Genomic DNA, 24,114 nt, shown 5'->3' with positions numbered 1-24,114 from the left:
CGCGGGCAGGTGCAGGGTGGCTTTGTACTGGTTCGGGTCTTGGGCGGTCACAAGCGGCGCTCAGGCGAAGGCGTGGTGTTGTTCTTTGGAGAGGATCTCGCGCGCCTGCTCGGCGTCGCGATGCATCTGCGCGGTCAGTGCCGGCAGATCGGAAAACCTGAGTTCATCGCGCAGCTTCGCGACGAACTCGACTTCGATGCGGCGCCCGTACAGATCGCCATCGAAATCGAAAAGATGCGCTTCCAGCAGCGGCTCGACGCCGTCCACCGTGGGCCGGGTGCCCAGGCTCGACACCGACGCGCGCGGCGTGTCGCCCACGCCGTGCACCCACGTGGCGTAGATGCCCGACAGCGCCGGCGTCCGGCCACCAAAACGCAGGTTCGCGGTGGGAAAGCCGAGCGTGCGACCCAGTTGCTTGCCGGGCACGACGTGGCCGGCGATCGAATACGGGCGGCCGAGGAAACGTTCGGCGGTCGCGAAATCGCCTGCACGCAGCGCCTGGCGGATGCGCGTGGCGGACACGCGCTCGCCATCGAGCATCACCGGTTCGATTTCGCCTGCGACGAAACCGTGCTCCAGCCCCATCGCCTGCAGCACGTCGATGTCGCCGCTCCGTGCCTTGCCGAAGCGGAACTCCGGACCGACCCAGACTTCATGCGCGGACAGGCGATGCACCAGCACCTGGCGCACGAACTCCTGCGCCGTGAGCGAACTCAGGCGACGGTCGAAACGCAGCAGGCCGAGCTGGTCGACGCCCATCGCGAACAGGCGCCCGGCCTTCGTGCGCGGGAGCATCAGGCGTGGCGGCGGATCGTCGGGCGCGAAGAACTCGCGCGGCAGCGGCTCGAAACTCAGCACCACGCAGGGCACGTCGAGCGCGCGCGCGCGGGCGAGCGCGTGGCGCACCAGCGCCTGGTGGCCCAGGTGCAGGCCGTCGAATGCGCCGATGCAGACCACACTGCCGTGCGGGCACCGGGGCCCGCCTTCGACGTCACGAAACAGCCTGCTCATCGGTCCGAAGTATAGCCGGCAAGGCCCGTCTCCAAGGCTGGGCGTACGGTCCACGGCCGGCTCAGTGCTCGCGCAGATCGCGCGGACGGAAGCCCAGCGCCAGCAGCGCCAGCAGGTAGACCAGTCCACCGCCGCCGACGAGCACCGCGAGGTAACCCACGCGCGCCCACTGCCCGATCTGCGTGAACGCCGGCGCCCACTGCAGCCCCGCCCACAGCGCGGCCGACATCGCCGCGCACGCGACGAGCAGGCGCATCAGGTAACGCAGCCAGCCGGGCTGGCGTTCGTACACGCCGGCCTTGCGCAGCCAGTGCCACAGCAGCGCGAGGTTGAGGTAGCTCGCCGCGGCGCTCGCGAAACCCAGCGCCAGGTGCAGGCCGGGCGTGCGTTCCAGCGCGGCGAACACGCCCTGCGCGCGCACCTCGGGCGTGGTCCACAGCAGGTACAGCACCCACAGGAACACCACGTTGAGCACCATGTTCGCGATCAGCGAGGCGATGCCCGCGCGCACCGGCGTGCGCGTGTCCTGGCGCGCATAGAACGCCGGCAGCACGATCTTCACCAGCGCGAAGGCCGGCAGGCCGAAGCTCAGGCCGAACACCGACATCGCCGCCATGCGCGTGTCGAACGCGGTGAACTTGCCGCCCTGGAACAGCGTCGCCACCAGCGGTTCGGCCAGGAACATCAGGCCGAGCATCGCCGGCATCGCAATCAGCAACGTGGTGCGCAGGCCCCAGTCGAGCGCTTTCGAAAACCCTTCGGTATCGGTCTTGACGTGGTGCCGCGACAGCGCCGGCAGGATCACCGTGCCCAGCGCCACGCCGAACACGCCCAGCGGCAGCTCGAGGAAACGGTCGGCCTGCGAGAGCCACGTCTGCGAACCGACGAACAGCAGCGAGGCGATCACCGTGTCGAGCAGCAGGTTGATCTGCGCCACCGACGAGCCGAACAGTGTCGGCACCATCAGGCGCATCACCTTGCGCACGTCGGGATGGCTCCAGCCCCACTTCGGCCGCGTGAGCAGATCGAGCTTGCGCATCGCCGGCAACTGGAACACCAGCTGCGCGATGCCGCCCGCCAGCACGGCCCAGCCCAGCGCGAGGATCGGCACTTCAAGGTGCGGCGCGAGCCACAGCGCGCCGGCGATCATGAAAAGGTTGAGGATCACCGGCGTGAAGGCCGGCAGCCCGAAGCGGTGGAAGCTGTTCAGCGCGCCGCCCGCCAGCGCGGTCAGCGAGACGAACAGGATGAAGGGAAAGGTCAGCCGCAGCAGGTCGACGGTCAGGCCGAACTTGTGGGTGTCGTCGAGCGAGCCCGGGGTGAACACCGCCGCGATCTGCGGGGTGAAGATCAGCCCCAGCGCGGTCAGCACCATCAGGATCCCGCCGAGCGTGCCGGACACCCGGGCGACCAGTTCCTTCAGGTCCTGGTGCGGGCGGGTTTCCTTGATTTCCGTGAATACCGGCACGAACGCCGTCGAAAACGAACCTTCCGCGAACAGGCGCCGCATGAAATTCGGGATGCGGAACGCCACCCAGAACGCGTCGGTACCGGCATTGGCGCCGAAGACCTGGTTGATGGCGATGTCGCGGACCAGCCCCAGCACGCGCGAGACCATGGTCATGCTGCTGAACGAGAGCAGCCCTTTCAGCATCTTCGGCGCGCTCAAGCCCGCCCTCCCGGAGTCCGGCGGCCGCCGGCGTTGTTGTTGACGCAACCCACTGAATCCTCCATACTTTCTGGTCTAATTGTCCCCAGACCCTCTTCACTTACAGTTTCCAGGAATTCGCCGTGGCCAACATCAAGTCCGCCAAGAAGCGCGCCAAGCAGACCGTGGTCCGCAATGCCCGCAACGCCAGCCAGCGTTCGATGCTGCGTACCGCCGTCAAGAAGGTGCTCAAGGCCCTGGGCGAGAACGACGCCGCCGGCGCCGAGTCCGCCTTCGCCGTCGCGCAGCCGATCCTCGATCGCTTCAGCTCGCGCGGCCTGATCCACAAGAACAAGGCTGCCCGCCACAAGGCTCGCCTGAACGCCCGCATCAAGGCCCTCAAGGCCGCCTGATACGGCGTAACGGGGACGGGAGTCCACGGCGCGGCGCCGCATGGCGCCTTCGCCCAAGGCACTCCAGGCAGCAAACAAAAACCCGGCCGATGCCGGGTTTTTTGTTGCCTGCGCGAAGGCGTCACGGTGCGGCATGGCCCTCGCCTGCGCGTTCGGCTTCCAGCGCCGCTTCGCGCTGGCGGTCGAAGAACGTCATGACGTCGAGCATGATCGGCCAGGTACCTTCGCGGCCGATCGCGGACACCAGGTACCAGCGGTCCTTCCAGCCCAGTTCGTCGAGGATCGCCTTCACCGCCGCCTGCTGCTCTTCCTCCAGCAACAGGTCGGCCTTGTTGAGCACGAGCCAGCGCGGCTTGTTCAACAATTCCGGGTCGTGCTTCTCCAGTTCGCGCTCGATCGCGCGCACCTGGTCGGCCGGGCTCACGCCCTCCTCCGCGCCTTCGTCGTACACGCCGCCCGCGGGCGCGATGTCGACCAGGTGCAGCAGCAGGCGCGTGCGTTGGAGATGCTTGAGGAACTGCGTGCCCAAGCCCGCGCCTTCCGCCGCGCCTTCGATCAGGCCGGGAATGTCGGCGATGACGAAGCTGCGATGCGGCTCGACGCTGACCACGCCGAGGTTGGGATAGAGCGTGGTGAACGGATAGTCCGCGACCTTCGGCGTCGCCGCCGACACGGCGCGGATCAGCGTGCTCTTGCCGGCATTCGGGAAGCCGAGCAGGCCGACGTCGGCGAGCAGCTTGAGTTCGAGCTTGAGCACGCGCTCCTCGCCCGGCAGGCCCGGCAGCGCCTTGCGCGGCGCACGGTTCACCGAGCTCTTGAAATGCATGTTGCCCAGCCCGCCCTTGCCGCCCTTCGCGACCAGCAGGCGTTCGCCGTGGCGCGTGAGGTCGCCGATGACTTCGTCGGTCTCGACGTTGGTCACGACGGTGCCGACCGGCACGGTGATGACCAGGTCGTCGCCGGCCTTGCCGTACATCTGGCGGCCCATGCCGTTCTCGCCGCGCTTGGCGCGGAACTGGCGCTGGTGACGGAAGTCGACGAGCGTGTTGAGGTTTTCATCGGCCAGCAGCCACACGCTGCCGCCATCGCCGCCGTCGCCGCCATCGGGGCCGCCAAGCGGGATGAATTTCTCGCGGCGGAAACCAACGCAGCCGTTGCCGCCGTTGCCTGCGCTGACCTGGATTTCGGCTTCGTCGACGAGTTTCATGGGGGTGCCGGGAATCGGGAATGGAGAATCGGGAATCGTCTGATGCAAAGCATCGTGGCTGCTCGGGAGCAGGGAGGCAACGAATCGCAGGAATTTCGCTTCTGCGATTCCCGATTCTCCATTCCCGGCAGACCGAAACGAAAAGCCCCGCCGAAGCGGGGCCCTTCGCGGACAGCGTTCGGCGATTACTCGACGACGCTGACGGTGCGACGCTTCTTCGGACCCTTGGTCGAGAACTCGACCTTGCCGTCGACCAGCGCGAACAGCGTGTGGTCGCGACCCAGGCCGACGCCGGCGCCCGGATGGAACTGGGTGCCGCGCTGGCGAACGATGATGTTGCCGGCCTCGATGGCCTGGCCGCCGTAGATCTTCACGCCCAGGTACTTCGGGTTGGAGTCGCGGCCGTTACGGGTGGAACCTACGCCCTTTTTGTGTGCCATGGCTGCTTCTCCTTACTTAGCCGGCAATGCCGGTGATTTCGATTTCGGTGTAATGCTGACGGTGGCCCATCTGCTTGCGGTGATGCTTGCGGCGACGGAACTTCACGATGCGCACCTTGTCGGCGCGGCCGTGGCCGACGACCTTGGCGGAGACCGACGCGCCCTTCAGGGCATCGCCAACCTTCACGCCATCGCTGCCGCCCAGCATCAGGACGTTGTCCAGCTTGATCTCGCTGCCGACTTCGGCATCGAGCAGCTCGACGCGCAGGGTTTCGCCCTGCATCACGCGGTATTGCTTACCGCCGGTGACTACAACTGCGTACATGACCAGATTCCTCTGTAGTTATTTTGGTCGCTGCCGCACCCGAGGCGGGCGGACAGAAGCGGAATTGTAGGGCTTTCAGGGAGTTGGAGCAAGTCCGACGGTCGCTTCGCCGGGGAGCGACGCGGCTTCCGGCGATCCCCATGATCGCGCGGAACCGTCGGCGATTCCGGGGCCGGGGCTTCAAACCGAGACCCCCGCCACACTCTGTCCCGCGTTCAGCAACGTATTGATTTTGTTAGCACTTACGAACCTCTTGCGGCGTTTCGACAGTTCCCTTACGGTCGGCCGACGTGGACGGCTACAGGGCTCCGTCCACGTCCAGCCAACTCGATCGGCCGGCGCCGGATGCGCGGGCCTGGGAGCAGTCGCTGTGCCTTCGCACGCCCTGATGTCATCGGAAGACATGATCCCGTCCGCCTGCCCGGGCGATGGCGCTCCGTCGGGCGACGCGCCCGATGCCGCACCGCCCTCCTCCGCCTGCCGCGTGGCTGGCACTTCCCGCATTCCTCCCCATCCGCGTGCACGCGCACGACGCCCGGAAGGCGTTCGTACGCGCGCACCCACCCAAGTCGCGCGCCGGATCGACCGTCGCGGACTCGCACCCGGCGCCGCGCAGGGGGAGGCGCCGGGCGTTCCTGCAGCAGCCAACAAAGGACGTTGACATGACCCGCAAAGCACGCACCCTGAAGTGGACCGCCCTCGCCGTCGCCACCGCGCTCATCGCCGCGCCGGCGGCCTACTCGGGCGGGAAGCTGCCCGTCGCCAACAAGGTGAAGGTCTCGACGCTTTCGCCGCAGGCGGCGAAGGCCGCGAAGCAGCAGCCGCAGCAGTTCGACCGTTTCATCGTCACCTATCGCGAAGGGACCCGCCGGCTGGGCATCGCCGCGACGAACCAGCGCTTCGCCACCGCAGCGAAGAACCTCAACCTCGGCATCGCGCCGATGCGCACGCTCGCCACCGGCAGCTCGCTGATCCGCACCGACCGCAAGCTCGACAGCGCCGCCAGCAAGGCGCTGGCGATCGAACTGATGAAGGATCCGAACGTGCTCGCGGTCGAGCCCGACCGCCTGCGCAAGCCGATGATGGTGCCGAACGATCCGCTGTACGCGCAGCAGTGGCACTACAAGGACGGCCCGGGCGGCATCAACGCCGAACCCGCGTGGGACCTGGCGACCGGCGACGGCATCGTGGTCGCGGTGCTCGATACCGGCATCACGCCGCATTCGGAACTCAACGCGCAGACGGTGGCGGGTTACGACTTCATCATCGACACCGAAGTCAGCGTCGACGGCGACGGCCGCGACGCGGACCCGAACGATCCGGGCGACTGGCACGACGGCGAATGCAACATCTTCGGCATCCCCGAGGACAGCAGCTGGCACGGCACGCACGTGGCCGGCACGGTCGCGGCGGCGACGAACAACAACGCAGGCGTGGCCGGCGTGGCGTTCGGCGCGAAGGTGCAGCCGGTGCGCGTGCTGGGCAAGTGCGGCGGCTACGAGTCCGACATCATCGACGCGGTGACCTGGGCGTCCGGCGGCACCGTCGCGGGCGTGCCGGACAACGCGACGCCGGCGGAAGTGATCAACCTCAGCCTCGGCGGCGGCGGCGCGTGCTCGGTCGCCGAACAGGCGGCCTACACCGCGGCGAAGGCGCGGGGCACGACGGTCGTCGTATCCGCCGGCAATTCGTCGGCCGATGCGGCGGGCTATTCCCCCGCGAGCTGCAACGACGTCATCACCGTCGCGTCGGTCGGCCCGACCGGCGAGCTGTCCGACTTCTCCAACTACGGCACCGTCGTCGACGTGGCCGCGCCGGGCGGTTCGGGCTACACGCCGGCGGAGGACAACATCCTGTCCACGCTGAACCTCGGCGCGCAGGGCCAGGGTGCCGAAGGTTACGCGTGGTACGCGGGCACCTCGATGTCGGCGCCGCATGTGGCCGGCGTGGTCGCGCTGATGCAGTCGGCCGCGGCGACGCCGAAGACGCCGGACGAGATCAAGAAGATCCTCGAGAACACGGCCTACGCGTCGGGCGGTTTCGCCACCGGTTGCGGCTACAACAAGTGGTGCGGTGCCGGCATCATCGACGCGCGCTACGCCGTGGCCGTCGCGAACGGCGACGAACCGCTGCCGCCGGACGTCCCGCCGCCGCCGCCGCCGCCGCCGGCCATCGAGCTGGAGAACGGCGTGACCGTCACCGGCATCGAAGTGCTGGCCGGCGACACCGTGCGCTATGAGCTGCTGGTGCCCAACGGCGCGTCGAACCTGCTGTTCGCGATGTACGGCGGCACCGGCGATGCCGATATGTACGTGCGCCGCGGCGCCGAGCCGACCACGACCGCGTACGACTGCCGTCCGTTCGCCGGCGGCAACAACGAGAACTGCTTCTTCCCGGCCCCGCAGGGCGGCACCTGGTACGTGACGGTCCGCGGCTACAGCAACGCCGCCGGCGTGTCGCTGTATCCGAGCTTCGTCGATGCGAACTGGCCGCGTTCGGTGGAAGCCGACGCCATCCAGCTCGCCAACCACCGCACCCAGGTGAAGCTGAACTGGACGCACGGCAAGCGGAACATCGACATCTACCGCAATGGCGCGATCCTCAAGACCGTGAGGAACAACGGCACGGCGACGGATACGTTCCGCGTCATCGGCAGCGGCACGATGAGCTACAAGCTGTGCAACAACGGCACGCAGGAGTGCGCGGATCCGGTCGAGATCGAGTACGCCTCGCACCGGTAAGCGGTCTGGAAGTACAGCAAGACGGGAAGGGCCCGGTCCGCCGGGCCCTTCCTCCCGATGCCCCGCGATGGAGTGCCCATGGTCCGTTCCCGTTCGATCCTCCCGATGATGCTGATGGCGGCCGTCGCCGCGACGACAGCCTGCAACCGCGACACCCCCGCTTCCCAGACGCCGCCGCCGGTCGCAGCCGCGCCGGTCGCGCAGTTCGACGCGACCCTGAACCTGGTCAACAACAACGGCGCCGTGCGCTACGACGGCACGGTCGGCAGCGACGACGCGCGGCAGTCGATCGAGGCCACGCTCGCACGCGCCTATGGCCGCGTGTCCGGCGAGCTCAAGGTCGATCGCGGCGCCCGCCCCGCTCCGTGGCAGGACGCGCTGCCGAAGTTCCTGGAATCGTTCATCCAGCCCGGCGCGGCGGTGTCGTTCGAAGGCCGCCGCATCGAACTGCACGGCCACGCCACCGAGACCGACCGCAACGCGCTGCTCGCCCGCGCCGAACTGCTCTACCCCGGTTACGCCTACACCGGCCTGTTCCAGGGCGTGGGCGACGGCGCGCCCACGGACGCTGCGAGCGCGGTGCTGGCGCAGGTGAAGCCCGGCACTTCCGGTGCATCGCTGGTGAAGGCGCTGAACGAGGCCGTGACGCAGACGCCAATCCGCTTCGAGCCCGGCAGCGCGCGCGTCGCGCCCGACAGCCTGGCGCTGCTGAGCAAGGCCGCGCAGGTGATCCAGGCCTCCGGCGAGGGCACGCGGCTGCAGATCGCCGGGCCTGCGGCCGACGATCCGTCGCTGGCGCAGCAGCGCGCGGAAGCCATCAAGGTCCAGCTGATCGTCAACGGCGTGAGCCCGGCGGCGCTGGAAACCACCGCGCAGGCGGGCAGCGGCGAGGCGGCGTCGTTCCAGCTGCTCTGACGCTGTTGTAGCCGGATACGCGGAGCGCACCCGGGACGAGGCATGCGCGAACCGGGCGTTGCCGCACGCCACTTCGCCCCTCCCCCGGGCCATCGGGACATGGCCCGCTGGCATTCGCACGGGAGGGAGCTGTCGCCCGCACCGCGTGCGCGCACATCGTTCAGCCACCCCGCGTGGAACACCCCTGAACCCTGCTCCACGCCCCGCCGCGCGTGCCTTTGGTTCCGGCGATTTGCCCCCATCTACGCCTGTCGATACGCTCCCCTGTTCGCCCCGCGCTCCGCGGCGGCGACCCTCCCCATACAGGCAACCGATGGCGCTGGATTACATCCGCATCCGCGGCGCGCGGACGCACAACCTCAAGAACATCGACCTCGACCTCCCCCGCGACAAGCTCATCGTGATCACGGGGCTGTCGGGATCGGGCAAGTCCTCGCTCGCGTTCGACACGATCTACGCCGAAGGCCAGCGTCGCTACGTCGAGTCGCTGTCGGCCTACGCGCGCCAGTTCCTCTCGGTGATGGAGAAGCCGGACGTCGACCACATCGAGGGCCTGTCGCCGGCGATCTCGATCGAACAGAAGTCGACCTCGCACAACCCGCGATCCACCGTCGGCACGATCACCGAGATCTACGACTACCTGCGACTGCTCTACGCACGCGTGGGCACGCCGCGCTGTCCGGACCACGGCTATCCGCTGGAAGCGCAGACGGTCAGCCAGATGGTCGACCAGGTCGTCGCGCTCGGCGCCACCGAGGCCGGCCGCGAGCAGCGCTACATGCTGCTGGCGCCGGTGATCCGCGAACGCAAGGGCGAGCATGCGCAGGTGTTCGAACAGCTGCGCGCGCAGGGCTTCGTGCGCGTGCGCGTGGACGGCGTGCTGCACGAGATCGACGCCGTGCCGCCGCTCGCGCTGCGCGTGAAGCACACCATCGAAGCGGTCGTGGACCGCTTCAAGCCGCGCGAGGACATCAAGCAGCGCCTGGCCGAATCCTTCGAGACCGCGCTGAAGCTCGGCGACGGCATGGCGCAGGTGATGTCGCTCGACGACAGCGAAGCCGCGCCGCTGCTGTTCTCGTCCAAGTACAGCTGCCCGGTGTGCGACTACTCGCTGCCGGAACTGGAGCCGCGCCTTTTCTCGTTCAACTCGCCGGTGGGCGCGTGCCCGACGTGCGACGGCCTGGGGGTGGCGCAGTTCTTCGATCCGAACCGCGTGGTGGTGCATCCGGAACTCTCGCTCTCGGCCGGCGCGGTGCGCGGCTGGGATCGCCGCAATGCCTACTACTTCCAGCTGATCCAGTCGCTGGCGCGACACTACAGGTTCGACGTCGATGCGCCGTGGCAGTCGCTGCCGAAGAAGGCGCGCGACGCGGTGCTGTTCGGCAGCGGCGACGAGACCATCACCTTCACCTACCTCACCGAAAGCGGCGGGCGCAGCCAGCGCAAGCATCGTTTCGAAGGCATCGTGCCGAACCTGGAGCGCCGCTATCGCGAAACCGAATCGGCGGCGGTGCGCGAGGAACTGGCCAAGTACATCAGCGAGCGCGCCTGCACCGATTGCGGCGGCGCGCGCCTGAACCGCGCCGCGCGCAACGTGTTCGTGGCCGAGCGTCCGCTGCCGGACATCGTCGTGATGCCGGTGGACGAAGCGCTGGCGCATTTCAAGGCGCTCAACCTGCCGGGCTGGCGCGGCGAGATCGCGATCAAGATCGTCAAGGAAATCTCCGACCGCCTGCGTTTCCTCGTGGACGTCGGCCTGGATTACCTCACGCTCGAACGCAAGGCCGATTCGCTTTCGGGCGGCGAGGCGCAGCGTATCCGTCTCGCCTCGCAGATCGGCGCCGGCCTGGTCGGCGTGATGTACGTGCTCGACGAGCCGTCGATCGGCCTGCACCAGCGCGACAACGAGCGCCTGCTGGGCACGCTCACGCGCCTGCGCGACCTGGGCAACACGGTGATCGTGGTCGAACACGACGAGGACGCGATCCGCCTGGCCGACCACGTCGTCGACATCGGTCCCGGCGCGGGCGTGCACGGCGGCGAAGTGATCGCGCACGGCACGCTGCAGGACATCCTCAAGGCGCCGCGTTCGCTCACCGGCCAGTACCTGTCGGGCAAGCGTGGCATCGAGATCCCGGCCCGGCGCCACAAGCCCGACGCGAAGACCACCTTCCACCTGCGCGGCGCCAGCGGCAACAACCTCAAGGACGTCGACCTGGCGATCCCGTCGGGGCTGTTCACGGCGATCACCGGCGTATCCGGCTCGGGCAAATCGACGCTGATCAACGACACGCTGTTCGCGATCACCGCCAACGAGCTCAATGGCGCCTCGCATACGGCGGCGCCGTATCGCGAGTACGAGAACATCGAGCTGTGGGACAAGGTCGTCGATATCGACCAGTCGCCGATCGGTCGCACGCCGCGTTCTAATCCGGCCACGTACACCGGCCTGTTCACGCCGCTGCGCGAGCTGTACGCGCAGGTGCCCGAGGCGCGTGCGCGCGGCTATTCGCCGGGCCGCTTCAGCTTCAACGTGCGCGGCGGTCGCTGCGAGGCGTGCCAGGGCGATGGCCTGATCAAGGTCGAGATGCACTTCCTGCCGGACGTGTACGTGCCGTGCGACGTCTGCGGCGGCAAGCGCTACAACCGCGAAACGCTGGAGATCCTCTACAAGGGTTACAACATCAACGACGTGCTGGAGATGACCGTCGAGGATGCGCTGAACCTGTTCGAGGCCATCCCGGCGATCTCGCGCAAGCTCGAAACGCTGATGGACGTGGGCCTGAGCTACATCAAGCTGGGCCAGAGCGCGACCACGCTGTCCGGCGGCGAGGCGCAGCGCGTGAAGCTGTCGAAGGAACTCTCGCGCCGCGACACCGGCCGCACGCTGTACATCCTCGACGAACCCACGACCGGCCTGCACTTCCACGACATCGAACACCTGCTCACGGTGCTGCATCGCCTGCGCGACGACGGCAACACGGTGGTGGTGATCGAGCACAACCTCGACGTCATCAAGACGGCCGACTGGGTGATCGACCTGGGGCCGGAAGGCGGACATCGCGGCGGCACCATCCTGGCCTGCGGCACGCCGGAGGAAATCGCCTCGCTGCCGCACTCGCACACCGGACGCTTCCTCGCACCGCTGCTGGGCACGAAGCCCGAGGCGCCGGCGCGCAAGGCGAAGCCGGCTGCGGCGAAGGCCGGTGGCAAGGCGGTTGCGAAGACGACCGCATCGAAGCGCGTGCAGGCGAAGACGACGAAGGCCGCGAAGACGGTCGCCGCCAAGAAGAACAACACGAAGAAGAAATCCGCCGCATGAGCGACACCGCGACACCGAAGCCCCGCAAGACGCCGGCGCGCAAGCGCAAGCCGGCGGCGAAGAAGACCCGCGAAAGCGCGGTGCCCGCCGCCGCCCCGAAGCCGCAAGCCCCCGAAGGGCCTGCGGCGGAAGCGCACGACGCGCCCGTTGCACTCATCCGCGTCCCGCTCTCCGTGCGCTGGCGCGACCTCGACGCGTTCAACCACGTCAACAATTCGAAGTACCTGAGCTATCTCGAGGAAGCGCGCCTGCGCTGGATGCTTGGCGTGCCGGGACAGGGACTGGACGACCACGTCGCGCCCGTCGTCGCCGCCGCGAACCTCAACTATCGCCGCCCGATCGAATGGCCGGCGGAAGTGGACATCGAGCTGTTCGTCGAACGCCTGGGGAACACCAGCGTGAGCATCGGCCATCGCATCGTCGATGCGCACGACGAGTCGGTGCTCTATTGCGACGGCAACGTCGTGATGGTGTGGATCGATCGCGGCACCGGACGTGCGGCGGAATTGCCGGTGGCGGTCCGCGAGGCGTGCTCGTAAGGCGCGGCTGCGCATCGCCCCAGGACAAAAACGGCGCCAAGGCGCCGTTTGTGTTTCCGCCCCTGTTTTCGAAGAAGCGATCAGGCGCCCTATTCGCCCGCCTTCTTCACCACGAACTCGCCCGACGCCTTCCCGCCGTCCTTCGTGGCGAACTCGATGGCCACCTTGCTGCCCGGCTTCAGCGCCGCGCCCGGCTCCATCAGCATCAGGTGCAGGCCGCCCGGCTTGAACACCGCCGCCTCGCCCGGCGCGATGCGCACTTCCGGCACCGCGCGCATGCGGCTGACGCCCTCGACCACGCGCGTCTCGTGCATCTCGACCTCGCCGAACGCCGGGCTGCTTGCGCCGACGATCGTCAGCGGCTTCGCGCACGGATTCTCGATGCGGGCGAAGCCGGCCATCATCGGCATCGCGGCCGGTGGCATGCGCACCCAGCCTTCGACCACCTTGAGGCTGCAATCTGCAGCGGAAGCGGCGGACGATGCCGCCAGCGTGAGGGCCAGCAGGCCGAGTCGGATCGAGGTCGCGTTCATGGGCCTATGATACCCGCGGTCGTCCGCGCGGCTCCGTCGCTGGGCCGCGCCGTTCACGCATCGTCCGCCCGCCACTTCCGGGAACACCGCCCATGAGCCTAGTCGAATCCCATTCCGCCGACGGCATCGTCGAACTCCGGCTGGCGCGCGCGCCGGTCAACGCGCTCAATCCGCAGTTGTGCGACGACTTGGCCGCCGCGCTCGCGCAGGCGGTCGATGGCGGCGCGCAGGGCGTCGTGCTGGCGGGTGGCGCGAAGGTGTTCTCGGCGGGCCTCGACGTGCCGCACCTGCTGTCGCTCGGCGATGACCGCGATGCGCTGATGTCGGCGTGGGAAAGCTTCTTCCATGCCGCGCGCGCCATCGCCGAATGCCCCGTGCCGGTCGTCGCCGCGATCGGCGGCCACGCGCCCGCGGGCGGCTGCGTGCTGGCGCTGTGCTGCGACTACCGCGTGATGGCGCGCAGCGAGGATCCCGCGAAGCCCTTCCGCATCGGCCTCAACGAAACGCAGGTCGGACTGGTGGTGCCGGTCGGCATCCTGCGACTGATGCAGCGCGTCGTCGGCACGTATCGCGCCGAGCGCCTCGTCGTCGCCGGCGACATGGTCGAGGCCGAACGCGCCGAACGCATCGGGCTGGTGGACGAGCTCGTGCCCGCCGACCAGGTCGCGGCGCGTGCGCGCGAATGGCTCGCGCAGTTGCTGAAATTGCCGCAGCCGGTGATGCGCCAGACCCGCGCGATCGCCCGCGCGGACCTGGTCGCCGCGATGCAGCCGGAGCAGATCCAACTGCCGAAATTCATCGCCGCGTGGAGCGATCCGGCGACGCAGGGCGCGTTGAAGGCGCTCGTTGCGAAGCTCGGGAAGTAAGAGCCGCGCTTGTGTAACCCCGGTAAGCGCAGTGCACCCGGGACCTGTCACGCCGCCCCGGGTGCGCTTCGCTTACCCGGGCTACAAATGCGGCGAACTCACAGCACCCAGATTTCCACCCGCTCGTTGCGATAACGCGCCGACGGCGTGCCGGAGGCCGCAAGCGGCACCTGCGCGCCGACGCCGCGCGCATGCAGCACCGGCACGCCGCGCGCCATCAGCTCGTGCGCGACGAGGTCGGCGCGATCGTTGCTCATCATCGTCGCCGCCACCGAACTTCCGGCCACGTCGGCGAAGCCCACCACCAGCAGGCGGCGACCACGGTTCACCGGCAACTGCATGAAGGCGACGATGCGCTCGACGTCGCGCACCGCGCGGCTGTCGTACACGCTCGCCGCGACGCCGCTCTCGTTGATGCCGGTGAGATTGAAGCGCAGGCTCAGCGGCAGGCGCGTGGCGCTGGCGACGAGGTCGCGATAATCCTTCGGCCCGAACAGCGTCGGCGGTGCGTAGCCGGGGCGCAGCGTCACGGCGAAATGGCCGGCACGCGTCACCGCGTCCTGTCCGCGCTGGCCCATCGCGTACAGCGCGAAGCTGCGGCTGAGCGCGCCCATCATCTGGCTGCCATAAAGATGGAAGCGGCGCGTGAGCGGGTAATCCTCGCTCTGCACCGCCAGCCGCGTCGGCGCGACCGCACGACCGCCATCGGACAATGCGAGCGGACGCACGCCCGCGCCCCACGGCTGGCGCAGCGTGACGAAGCCGATGCCGCCGGGATCCTTCGCGATCGCGCGCACCAGCGATTCGCCATCGCCATGCAGTTGCGCGGCGGGCGCGTAGGCCGCTCCCCGCATCACACGTTCGTCGATGAGATCGCGCGCGGAATTGGCGCTTGCGACCATGTGCAGGCGCACCGCGCCGCGACCGCCGAACTCGCGCCAGTCGCGCACCTGTCCCGACAGCACGCGGCGCAGCTGCGCGAAGCTCAGGCGGGCGAGCGGGTTCTCGCGATTCACGACCACCGCCGCGCCGTCGAGCGCCAGTACGAATTCCTGGTCGTGCGAAGCCAGGTCGCCCAGCTGCCAGCCCGCGTCGAGTTCTGCGGCGTCGGGCCGGCGCGTCATCATCGCGACGTGCGCGTTGCCGTCGACCAGGTCCTGGAAGCCCTGCGCCGAACTGTTCGCCTGGATTTCCACGATCAGCGGCATGCCGTCGCGCTGCGCGTGGATCTCCGTCAGCGTGGGGCTCGGCTGCTGGCGACGGATGTCCTGGTAGCCGATATCGCGCAGCCACGACTCCGCCACGGCCGGCACCAGCCGCGCGGCGATGCTCTGCGATCCGTGGATGCGGACGCGTTCGGCATCCACCTGGGCGTGCGCGTGCGCGCTCGCGACGAACAACACAACTGCAACAAACCAACTAGCGACGCGTGACATCGCGCACGCCCCCTGTGCGAAATCGCGCAAGGATCGGGGACGTAAATGACGCGCAGGTTACCGCCCGCGCTTCATGGCGGCCGGAGCGTCGAACCGGCCGGATCGGAACATCAGGACCCGCGCGCGACCGGTCGCGACGGATCGTCGATCCAACCGCTCCACGAACCGGTGAACAGTCGCGCACCCTCCAGGCCCGCATGCTCCAGCGCGAGCAGCAGGTGGCACGCGGTCACGCCGGAGCCGCACATCGCCACGACGTCGCGCGGGTCGCGCCCCTTGAGGACGTCGGCGAACTCGCGTGCGAGTTCCTGCGCGGGACGGAAACGGCCGTCGCGCATCGTCATCGCATAAGGACGGTTGATCGCGCCGGGCACGTGGCCGGCGACGCGGTCGATCGGCTCGACGTCGCCCCGGAAACGTTCGGCGGCGCGCGCATCGACCAGCACGCCGCCGGCATCGAGATGCGCCTGCACCTGCGCGGCATCGAGCAGTCGATTTTCGTCGAACGTCGCCGGATACGGCGGCGCGGGTTTCGCGACCGGCCGGTTCGCATCGACCGGCAGGCCGAGCGTCTGCCAGCGCTGCAGGCCACCGTCGAGCACGGCGACACGCCGGTGCCCCAGCGCGCGCAGCAGGAACCACATGCGCGCGGCGGCGAGCGCGCCGTCGGCGGCGTCGTACACCACGACCTGCGTTTGCGGAGTCACGCCCCAGCGGCCGAGCGCGGCGGCGAAGTCCTGCAGTTCCGGCCATGGATGACGTCCCGCATGCGCCTTGCGGTGATCCGACAGCTCGCGATCGAGGTGCGCATAGAACGCGCCCGGAACATGCGCGGCGTCGTAAGCGGCTTCGCCCGCTTCGGGTTCGGCCAGGCTGTGCCGCGTGTCGAAGATCGCCAGGTCTTCGCGGCCGAGCGCGGCGGCCAGGTCCTCGGCGGACACCAGCGTGGTCCACGTTGCATTCGGATCGCTCATCGGATCGCCTCCAGGCGTTGGCGCAGGTTGTAGAGCATCGAGGCGGTCGCGCCCCAGATGCGCTGCGCGGGATAGCGGTACTCGAAGACCTGGCGCGGTCGGCCGCGGAAATCGAGCGTGTGCGTGGCGAGATTGGCCGGATCGAGCAGGAAGGCCAGCGGCACCTCGAACACGTCGGCGACTTCGTTCGGATCGGGTCGCGCGACGTAGTCGTTCGCGAGCACCGCGACGACCGGCTGCACGCGGTAGCCGGTGATCGTCGCAAGCGGGTCGAGATAGCCCAGCGGCTGGATCTGCCCCGCGCCGACGCCGATCTCCTCGTGCGTTTCGCGCAGTGCGGCGGCGACGGCGTCGGCGTCGTCGGGTTCGACGCGACCGCCGGGGAAGCTCACCTGCCCCGCATGCTGGCGCAGCGCGTCGGTGCGGCGCGTGAGCAGCACCTGCGTGCCGGCGTCGCGCGGAACCAGGCCGACCAGCACGGCGGCTTCGATGCTGACCGCATCGTCGGGCACCAGGTCGTGCAGTTCGGCGAGGTTCCAGCCGGGACCGGGCGGCGGTTCGGCCAGCGGATGCAGCGCGGACGCGAGGCCGGGCCAGTCGGGAAGCACGATGGGCATGGCGGCCGTCCGGTTCACCGGCGGCGCGACTCGCGTTCGGGCAGGACGGTTTCCATCAGGCGCAGGCGTTCGTCGTCGTTCATCTGCGACCAGCGTGCGATTTCCGCGGTCGTGCGATGGCAACCGGTGCAGAGGCCGTCGTCGTCGAGCGAGCAGATGCCGATGCAGGGACTCAGCACGGCGCGGAAGAAGGTGTTCATGGATCGATCAACGTAAGGCGGGAGTGCGTGGGATTCAACCTGTCTCGGTGCGGCGCTTCGCAAGCGCTTCCCGTCATCGCGGCGAAGGCCGGGATCCTGGCCGATGCCGTTTCAGCGGTGATGTTGGACGTACGCGATCGCGATCACTCGGACGTACAAGCCAAGTCTCTGGTGATCGGGTCGCAAAACACATCGAGCCGGCAGTGCCGGCTCGATGGGTGATACACGTCTTCAGGCGTTACGGCCCCGGATCCCCGCCTTCGCGGGGATGACGGTCCGGCAAAGCCGCTCGCGCCATGCGCGAGCGGGCCGGAACGTCACTTCACGCTGACCAGCTTGACTTCGAACTGCACGGCGACGTTCGGCGGGAACGGCGTGCGCGGGTCGGCGCCATAGGCCTTGTCGGCCGGCAGGGTGATTTCCCACTTCGAACCGGCCGGCATCTGCAGCAGCGCTTCGCGCATGGCGGCCATCTCGATGTCGCTGACCTTGATCGACGGGATCTGCTGCGCCGGACGCGCCTGCTGCGGACGCTCGCCCCACGCGTAGGGACCGGCGACTTCCAGCTGCACGGTGCTGGCCTGGGTCGGCTTGGCGCCGGTGCCCTTCTCGATCTCGCGGTACTGCACGCCGCTCGGCAGCGACTTCACGCCGGCCTTGGAACGGTTGGCGGCGATGAACTGGTCGCTCTTCGTCTTGTTCTCGGAAGCGGCCTTGTCCCACGCGGCCTTCGCCTTGGCCTGCTGGCGCTGCTGCATGTTCTGCACGGCGGTGCGCAGCTGGTCGACCGGCACCGACGGCTGCTTCTTGCCGTAACCGTCCTGCAGGCCCTTGATGATGGTGTTGACGTCGACCTGCTCGCCGCTTTCGATGGCGTTGCGGCCCAGGTCGTAACCGAGCGCGTAGCTCAGCTTGCCCTGCTCGGTCGAAGTGTTCTGCGCGGCGGCAGTGCCGGTCAGGGCCAGGGCCGCGACGGCGGCAGCGATCAAACGCAACTTCATTCGAATGGATCTCCGTAATGGATCGGGGCGGGACTACCGCTCCTTAGTGATAAGGCCCGCACCGGTCGAATGGACCCGGATGGACGCGCTAGGATACCGGCGCCCGTGCTTAATCGCCACTGACGCCGACCGGCTCAGACACCGCCTCCCGGCCGAAGTTCCGCGCCTGCCGGGACGACAAATTCCACCCTTTTTCCCGTCTCCTGGACCGCCCCTTTCATGTCCGAAACGCCCGTCATCACCGCCGACCGCGGCGCCGTCCGCGTCATCACCGTCAACCGCCCCGACAAGCTGAACGCGCTCAACGCCGCGACCCTGGACGCCCTGCTGGCGGCGTTCGAGGCGGCTGCGGCCGATCCGGCGGTCCGCTGCGTGGTCCTGACCGGCGCCGGCCCGAAGGCCTTCGTGGCCGGCGCGGACATCGCCGAGATGAACGGGCTGACGCCGGTCCAGGGTCGCGACTTTTCGTTGCGAGGCCAGAAGCTGATGCGGCGGGTCGAGAAAATGCCCAAGCCGGTCGTCGGAATGATCAACGGCTTCGCGCTCGGCGGCGGGCTGGAGCTGGCGATGGGCTGCCACCTGCGCATCGCGGCCGACACCGCCAAGGTCGGCCAGCCGGAGATCAACCTCGGCCTGATCCCCGGCTTCGGCGGCACCCAGCGCCTGCTGCGGCTGGCCGGCCGTGCGGCGACGCTGGAGCTGTGCCTGGTCGGCGCACCCATCGACGCCGGCCGCGCGCGCGAACTGGGCATCGTCAACCGCGTGGTCCCCGCAGCGGAGCTGGAAGCCGAAACGATGAAGCTGGCCGACCAGCTCGCGAACTCCGCGCCGCTCGCGCTGCGCGGCGTGCTCGACTGCGTCAACGTCGGCGGCGAATGCGGTATCGAGGAAGGGCTGGAATACGAGACCGCGCAGTTCGGCCTGATGTTCGCCACGCAGGACATGCGCGAAGGCACGAGCGCGTTCCTCGAACGCCGCAAGCCGGCCTTCAGCGGTCAGTGATGCACGGCGCGCCCGACGCCTGCGTGTGCGGTTGCGCCGATCCGCGCGGCGACGCGGCACACGCGATCAACGCCGCGCTGGCCGTCGGCGACGTGGACGCCGCGATCGGGCTGGGCCTGCTCGAACGCGCCATCGAATGCGCCTCGTGCGATGAAGCATGCCGCGCGCGACTGTCGGACGCGCGACGCGAACGGGAAACCGCGCTCGCCGCGCGCGAACGCTACCGCGCGCGCAATGCCCGCCTCGAACGCCGCGCGCGCGAACGCGCGGAAACGCGCATGCCGCCTCCGCCGAGCGACGTCGCCGCGCCTCCGCCTTCCGCCCTGCCCTCCGCCGCCGCCGCCGCGCTCGCACGCGCGCGCGAAAAGGCCGCGCAACGCCACAAGCCATGACGCCCGCCGCAACGAAGAAGAAGGCCGCGAGCAAGCGCGCGCGGCGCGTGAGCCGCCTGTCCGCGGTGGAAATCGAGACGATGTTCGCGCGCTTGAAGGCGCTCAATCCCAAGCCTTCGACCGAACTGGAATTCTCCACGCCCTACGAGTTGCTGGTGGCGGTGACGCTGTCGGCGCAGGCCACCGACGTGGGCGTCAACAAGGCCACGCGCAAGCTGTTCCCGGTGGCGAACACGCCGCAGGCGATCGCGAAGCTCGGCGTCGAAGGCCTCAAGCCGTACATCTCCACCATCGGCCTGTACAACACCAAGGCGGCCAATGTCGTCGCGATGGCGCAGCAGTTGATCGAACAGCACGGCGGCGAGGTGCCGCGCGATCGCCAGGCGCTGGAAGCGTTGCCGGGCGTCGGGCGCAAGACCGCGAACGTGGTCCTCAACACCGCGTTCGGCGAACCGACGATGGCGGTGGACACGCACATCTTCCGTGTCGCCAACCGCACGGGCCTGGCGCCGGGGAAGACGGTGCGCGCGGTCGAGGACGGCCTGCTCGAGGTCGTCCCGCCCGGATACCTGCACGATGCGCACCACTGGCTGATCCTGCACGGCCGCTACGTGTGCAAGGCGCGTCGGCCGGACTGCCCGCACTGCGTCATCCGCGACATCTGCCGCTTCCCCGACAAGACGCGGGGCGAGCCGGACGCGATCGCGACCTGAGCGTTCGCCAGCCGTCGCGACCGGCCCTTGTAGCCCGGGTAAGCCAAGCGCACCCGGGGTGAGAGGTCGTCGGGTTCCCCGGGTGCGCTTCGCTTACCCGGGCTACAAAGGCGGATGCGAACACCGTCATCGCCCGGTCATCGCAGCGAAATAAGTCAGCGCTGTCACATTTACGCAACTTTCACACCCTAGCCTGCGCAGCGTTCCTTCACCAACGCCTCCAAGGGCTACGTCCATGAAACTGTCCCGCAGCACCCTGTCCGTCGCGCTGCTCGCCGCCCTCGTCGCGCCGGCCGCGCACGCCGAAATCACCCTCGACGTGATCGGCGGTTCGGAAGTCTCCTTCGAAGGCCTGGTCCAGGCCGACTTCTACAAGTTCGACACCGACACCATCGACTACGGCGCGGACTCCTCGTCCGACCTCGACGGCGACGACTACCTGAACGAACTGCGCCGCGCCGAACTGGTGCTCAAGGGCAAGGGCCCGGGCAACGTCGAGTGGGTGCTGGGCTACGACGCCAAGGACGACAAGTTCCTCGACGTGAACGCCAAGTACAAGTTCGGCAACAACTCCAACCACTTCATCCAGCTCGGCCAGTTCAAGCAGCCGGGCGCGACGATGGAAGAGCTGTCGTCGACCAAGAACAACGACTTCATTTCCAAGTCGTCGATCACCAACTCGATCGGTACCGCGCGCCGCCTGGGCATGCAGTACAACGTCGGCGATTCGAACTGGGGCCTGACCGGCAGCTACTTCACCCGCGAACTGACCCGCAACCGCGAGCACGGAAACGGCTACAGCGTGCGCGGCTACTGGGCGCCGATCAACGAGCAGGGCAACATCTTCCACATCGGCGCGTCCTACACCGACAAGGACACCGATGGCGATGCGATCCGCCTGCGCGCGCGCCCGATGGCCGACATGGTCTCCACCCGCTTCGTCGACACGCGCACCCTCGAAGATGCCGACCGCAACAGCGTGATCGGCGCCGAGGCCCTGTGGGTGACCGGCCCGGTCAAGCTGCAGGCCGAGTACATGACCACCGACGTCAAGCGCTACGGCACCTCCGACGATTTCAGCGGCGACGGCTTCTACGTCTCGGGCCTGTGGAACATCACCGGCGAGACCTGGGGCTACAAGGGCGGCGTGCCGACCACCGGCCTGCCGGACAACCCCGGCGTCGGCATGTGGCAGCTGGGCCTGCGCTACGACACGATCGACCTGACCGACGGCGACGTCGTCGGCGGCGAGATGGACAGCTGGACCGCCGGCGTCAACTGGTACTGGCGTTCCAACTTCAAGTTCATGCTGAACTACGTCGCGGTGAAGCAGGAGAAGGGCGAGCTGAAGGACGACCCGAACATCCTCGAAGCCCGCATGCAGTTCTTCTGGTAATCGCAACGCGACACCGCTTCTGTTTCCTCCCCCTCCGGGCGCGACGCGAGTCGCGCCCTTTTTTTGCCCGACGCGGACGCAACGCTAGGCGGCGGCGCCCTCTTCCGTCGCACGCGAAGGAGCGCGCGAGAGGAACAGCGAACGCAGCCAGGCCGTCATCGGCAATTCCAGCAGGCGGTACAGCACGACCGCCACCGTGCAGCACAGCGCGACCTTCAGCAGCGCGACGGCGTACGTCTCGTGCACGCCGATGGCGCGGAGCACGCGGTTCGCGACGTTCAGCACGTAGGGATGGAACAGGTACAGCGAATAGCTCGCATCGCCGACGAGCACCGCCAGCCGCGGCAGGCGCCGGTTCGACAGCGCGCGCACCAGCAGCAGGAACGCCAATGCCGCCGGCAGTCCCCAGGCGACGAGCCTTCCGAGGTCCTTCGCGTCATCGGCCAGCACCGGCATGCATGCGATCAGCGCGATCCCCACCACGCCCATGACCGTTCGCGCGATCCTCCCCGGGCCCTGCGGTCGCGATTGCCGGAGCAGCGCGTGGATCCGGTAGCAGGCCATGCCGAACGCGAACTCCACCAGGATCGGCGCGGTATAGAACTCGAACACCACCGACGTGGAATCCACCGCCCACCCGATCAGCGCCAGCGCCACCAGCAGCGCCGAACAGATCGCCGCCCGATACGCATGGCTGATCGCCATGGACAGGGCGAACAGCAGGTAGAAGAACATCTCGTAGTTCAGCGTCCAGCCCAGGAACATGATGGGAAAGACGTTGTCGCCGTTCCGGTACGGGATGAAGAACAGCGACTTCAGCAGCTGCAGCAGGTCCGGTCGCGTCTCGCGCAGGAAGCCGGGCAGGAACACCGCCACGCAGAACAGGCCGATCGTCCCCGCCCAGTAGAGCGGCACCACGCGGATCACGCGCTTGGCGAAGAAGTGCCGGCCGGAGTTCTCCGTGACGAAGCACATGATGAAGCCGCTGATCACGAAGAACAGGTCGACGCCCCATGCCCCATTGCCGAACAGGCTGATGTGGTGCGTCACCACCGCGACCGCGGCCAGCGCGCGGAGCACCTGCACGCTGTCGAGCTTCTCGACGGGACAGAACGGCGCTGCGGGCACGGTTCGGCTCCTTCATGGGGCGATCCGTCGCCAGTCGGAAAGCAAACGCAACAGCCGGGCTCAGGCGGCCATACACGCCTTGCGCCGTGAGGGCCGCGTGACGATCGCGTGCCACGCCGGCGGAAGCCACGTCATGGCACTGACACATGAACGACGCGGCGCTGTCATCCAACGGTTATCAAATGCGCCACGCACGGGCACGGCCCGTCGTCACTCCAGGAGAGCATCGTGTTCAAGTCCATCCAGTTCCGCATCGCCGCGCTCGCGGTCGCCGGCACCTTCGCGATCAACGCGCAGGCGGCCGACGTCACCGGCGCCGGCGCGTCGTTCGTCTACCCCGTGATGTCGAAGTGGTCGGCCGACTACGCCAAGGCCAACGGCAAGAAGGTCAACTACCAGTCGATCGGTTCCGGCGGCGGCATCGCGCAGATCAAGGCCGCGACGGTCGACTTCGGTTCCTCCGACGCGCCGCTGAAGCCGGAAGAACTCGCGCAGCACGGCCTTGCGCAGTTCCCGTCGGTGATCGGCGGCGTGGTGCCGGTCATCAACGTCCCGGGCGTCGCCTCCGGCGCGCTTAAGCTGGACGGCGAAACGCTGGCCAACATCTTCCTGGGCAAGATCAAGATGTGGAACGACCCGGCGATCGTCGCGCTGAACGGCGGCGTGCAGCTGCCGGAGCGCAAGATCACCGTCGTGCACCGCTCCGACGGTTCGGGCACCACGTTCAACTTCGTCAATTACCTCTCGAAGGTGTCGCCGGACTGGAAGAGCACGGTCGGCGAAGGCACGGCCGTGAAGTGGCCGGTCGGCATCGGCGGCAAGGGCAACGAGGGCGTGGCCGCGTACGTGAAGCAGATCGTCGGCGGCATCGGCTACGTCGAGCTGTCGTACGCGCTGCAGAACAAGATGGCCTACTCGCGCCTGAAGAACGCCGCCGGCAACTACGTGCTGCCGTCGGACGAGACCTTCTCGGCCGCCGCCGCCAGCGCCGAATGGGGCAACGCGAAGGACTTCTACCTGGTGATGACCAACGCCCCGGGCGCGAACTCCTGGCCGATCACCGCGACCAACTTCATCCTGATGTACAAGCAGCCCAAGAACGCCGACGGCGCGAAGAACGCCAAGGAATTCTTCCGCTGGGCCTACGCCAACGGCGACCAGCAGGCCAAGGCGCTGGACTACGTCCCGCTGCCGGACACGCTGGTGCAGCAGATCGAGACCTACTGGTCGACGAACATGAACTACTGATCCGCCCGCGGATTCAGGTGCCACGAAAGGCGGGCCGCGAGGCCCGT

21 protein-coding genes and 1 pseudogene are annotated in these 24,114 nt (G+C 68.4%); 11 read left to right on the top strand and 11 right to left on the bottom strand.

Annotation, left to right across the window (positions count from 1 at the left end):
* Window positions 1–60 precede the first annotated feature (60 nt).
* Together AC3ANK_RS05740 and murJ are read right to left on the bottom strand one after the other, a co-directional pair.
* Window positions 61–1,011 carry a bifunctional riboflavin kinase/FAD synthetase gene (locus tag AC3ANK_RS05740; RefSeq protein ID WP_484172360.1) on the bottom strand — a complete coding sequence of 317 codons (951 nt, stop codon included), beginning with the start codon at window positions 1,009–1,011 and terminating at the stop codon, window positions 61–63.
* Between the two features lie 61 nt (window positions 1,012–1,072).
* Window positions 1,073–2,665 carry a murein biosynthesis integral membrane protein MurJ gene (gene murJ / locus AC3ANK_RS05735; RefSeq protein WP_484172846.1) on the bottom strand — a complete coding sequence of 531 codons (1,593 nt, stop codon included), beginning with the start codon at window positions 2,663–2,665 and terminating at the stop codon, window positions 1,073–1,075.
* Between the two features lie 137 nt (window positions 2,666–2,802).
* Between murJ and rpsT the strand changes: the two genes are divergently transcribed.
* Complete coding sequence (gene rpsT, locus AC3ANK_RS05730; protein WP_115840781.1) at window positions 2,803–3,072, top strand: 30S ribosomal protein S20; 270 nt, start codon at window positions 2,803–2,805, stop codon at window positions 3,070–3,072.
* A 121-nt stretch (window positions 3,073–3,193) separates the two neighbouring features.
* Here rpsT and obgE read toward each other — a convergent pair whose 3' ends face one another.
* The 3 genes from obgE to rplU form a co-directional block, all read right to left on the bottom strand.
* Window positions 3,194–4,279: a GTPase ObgE gene (obgE, locus tag AC3ANK_RS05725; RefSeq protein ID WP_206859466.1), complete on the bottom strand. Its 1,086-nt coding sequence runs from the start codon at window positions 4,277–4,279 to the stop codon at window positions 3,194–3,196.
* 185 nt (window positions 4,280–4,464) lie between these two features.
* Window positions 4,465–4,719, bottom strand: coding sequence for a 50S ribosomal protein L27 (gene rpmA, locus AC3ANK_RS05720; RefSeq protein WP_115840783.1), 255 nt, complete (start codon window positions 4,717–4,719; stop codon window positions 4,465–4,467).
* A 16-nt stretch (window positions 4,720–4,735) separates the two neighbouring features.
* The gene (gene rplU / locus AC3ANK_RS05715) at window positions 4,736–5,044 is read right to left on the bottom strand and encodes a 50S ribosomal protein L21 (RefSeq protein WP_206859467.1); all 309 of its coding nucleotides are present in this window, start codon (window positions 5,042–5,044) and stop codon (window positions 4,736–4,738) included.
* 662 nt (window positions 5,045–5,706) lie between these two features.
* Between rplU and AC3ANK_RS05710 the strand changes: the two genes are divergently transcribed.
* The 4 genes from AC3ANK_RS05710 (at window position 5,707) to AC3ANK_RS05695 (ending at window position 12,561) form a co-directional block, all read left to right on the top strand.
* Entirely contained in the window at window positions 5,707–7,785 is a 2,079-nt protein-coding gene (locus tag AC3ANK_RS05710; protein WP_484172359.1) for a S8 family peptidase, read from the top strand.
* A gap of 78 nt (window positions 7,786–7,863) precedes the next feature.
* Complete coding sequence (locus tag AC3ANK_RS05705) at window positions 7,864–8,700, top strand: OmpA family protein (protein WP_484172358.1); 837 nt, start codon at window positions 7,864–7,866, stop codon at window positions 8,698–8,700.
* A gap of 313 nt (window positions 8,701–9,013) precedes the next feature.
* Window positions 9,014–12,022, top strand: coding sequence for an excinuclease ABC subunit UvrA (gene uvrA, locus AC3ANK_RS05700; protein ID WP_484172357.1), 3,009 nt, complete (start codon window positions 9,014–9,016; stop codon window positions 12,020–12,022).
* Window positions 12,023–12,177: 155 nt separating this feature from the next.
* A complete protein-coding gene (locus AC3ANK_RS05695; RefSeq protein ID WP_484172845.1) occupies window positions 12,178–12,561 on the top strand; it encodes an acyl-CoA thioesterase in 384 nt (127 codons plus the stop codon).
* Between the two features lie 89 nt (window positions 12,562–12,650).
* On the opposite strand, the gene AC3ANK_RS05690 is transcribed toward AC3ANK_RS05695, so the two are convergent.
* Entirely contained in the window at window positions 12,651–13,094 is a 444-nt protein-coding gene (locus tag AC3ANK_RS05690) for a copper chaperone PCu(A)C (protein WP_484172356.1), read from the bottom strand.
* 92 nt (window positions 13,095–13,186) lie between these two features.
* Here AC3ANK_RS05690 and AC3ANK_RS05685 point away from each other — a divergent pair, with 92 nt between their 5' ends.
* On the top strand, window positions 13,187–13,960 hold the full coding sequence (locus tag AC3ANK_RS05685) for an enoyl-CoA hydratase/isomerase family protein (protein WP_484172355.1): 774 nt from the start codon (window positions 13,187–13,189) through the stop codon (window positions 13,958–13,960).
* Window positions 13,961–14,058: 98 nt separating this feature from the next.
* On the opposite strand, the gene AC3ANK_RS05680 is transcribed toward AC3ANK_RS05685, so the two are convergent.
* The 4 genes and pseudogenes from AC3ANK_RS05680 to AC3ANK_RS05665 form a co-directional block, all read right to left on the bottom strand.
* Window positions 14,059–15,363 carry a substrate-binding domain-containing protein gene (locus AC3ANK_RS05680; protein WP_484172354.1) on the bottom strand — a complete coding sequence of 435 codons (1,305 nt, stop codon included), beginning with the start codon at window positions 15,361–15,363 and terminating at the stop codon, window positions 14,059–14,061.
* 143 nt (window positions 15,364–15,506) lie between these two features.
* The gene (locus AC3ANK_RS05675) at window positions 15,507–16,370 is read right to left on the bottom strand and encodes a sulfurtransferase (protein WP_484172353.1); all 864 of its coding nucleotides are present in this window, start codon (window positions 16,368–16,370) and stop codon (window positions 15,507–15,509) included.
* Window positions 16,367–17,187, bottom strand: a pseudogene (locus tag AC3ANK_RS05670) (CoA pyrophosphatase). Before AC3ANK_RS05670 ends, AC3ANK_RS05675 begins: the two are co-directional and overlap by 4 nt.
* 317 nt (window positions 17,188–17,504) lie before the next feature.
* A complete protein-coding gene (locus AC3ANK_RS05665) occupies window positions 17,505–18,188 on the bottom strand; it encodes an FKBP-type peptidyl-prolyl cis-trans isomerase N-terminal domain-containing protein (RefSeq protein WP_206859486.1) in 684 nt (227 codons plus the stop codon).
* A 219-nt stretch (window positions 18,189–18,407) separates the two neighbouring features.
* Between AC3ANK_RS05665 and AC3ANK_RS05660 the strand changes: the two genes are divergently transcribed.
* The 4 genes from AC3ANK_RS05660 to AC3ANK_RS05645 all read left to right on the top strand — a co-directional run bounded on the left by AC3ANK_RS05660 (window position 18,408) and on the right by AC3ANK_RS05645 (window position 21,691).
* On the top strand, window positions 18,408–19,190 hold the full coding sequence (locus AC3ANK_RS05660; protein WP_484172352.1) for an enoyl-CoA hydratase/isomerase family protein: 783 nt from the start codon (window positions 18,408–18,410) through the stop codon (window positions 19,188–19,190).
* A complete protein-coding gene (locus AC3ANK_RS05655; protein WP_484172351.1) occupies window positions 19,190–19,582 on the top strand; it encodes a hypothetical protein in 393 nt (130 codons plus the stop codon). The genes AC3ANK_RS05660 and AC3ANK_RS05655 overlap by 1 nt, the downstream gene beginning before the upstream one ends.
* Window positions 19,579–20,295: an endonuclease III gene (gene nth, locus AC3ANK_RS05650; protein WP_484172350.1), complete on the top strand. Its 717-nt coding sequence runs from the start codon at window positions 19,579–19,581 to the stop codon at window positions 20,293–20,295. Before AC3ANK_RS05655 ends, nth begins: the two co-directional genes overlap by 4 nt.
* Window positions 20,296–20,530: 235 nt before the next feature.
* Complete coding sequence (locus tag AC3ANK_RS05645; RefSeq protein WP_206859491.1) at window positions 20,531–21,691, top strand: OprO/OprP family phosphate-selective porin; 1,161 nt, start codon at window positions 20,531–20,533, stop codon at window positions 21,689–21,691.
* An 84-nt stretch (window positions 21,692–21,775) separates the two neighbouring features.
* On the opposite strand, the gene AC3ANK_RS05640 is transcribed toward AC3ANK_RS05645, so the two are convergent.
* Window positions 21,776–22,819 (bottom strand): acyltransferase family protein, encoded by a 1,044-nt coding sequence (locus tag AC3ANK_RS05640; RefSeq protein WP_484172349.1) that lies wholly within the window; start codon window positions 22,817–22,819, stop codon window positions 21,776–21,778.
* A gap of 228 nt (window positions 22,820–23,047) precedes the next feature.
* Between AC3ANK_RS05640 and pstS the strand changes: the two genes are divergently transcribed.
* On the top strand, window positions 23,048–24,067 hold the full coding sequence (gene pstS / locus AC3ANK_RS05635) for a phosphate ABC transporter substrate-binding protein PstS (RefSeq protein WP_484172348.1): 1,020 nt from the start codon (window positions 23,048–23,050) through the stop codon (window positions 24,065–24,067).
* The last annotated feature ends 47 nt before the right edge of the window (window positions 24,068–24,114 follow it).

This window comes from Lysobacter sp. SCRH-1R (assembly GCF_057747855.1).
The sequence above is the reverse complement of the archived record's forward strand: the minus strand, read 5'-3'. Positions and strand labels throughout refer to the sequence as shown.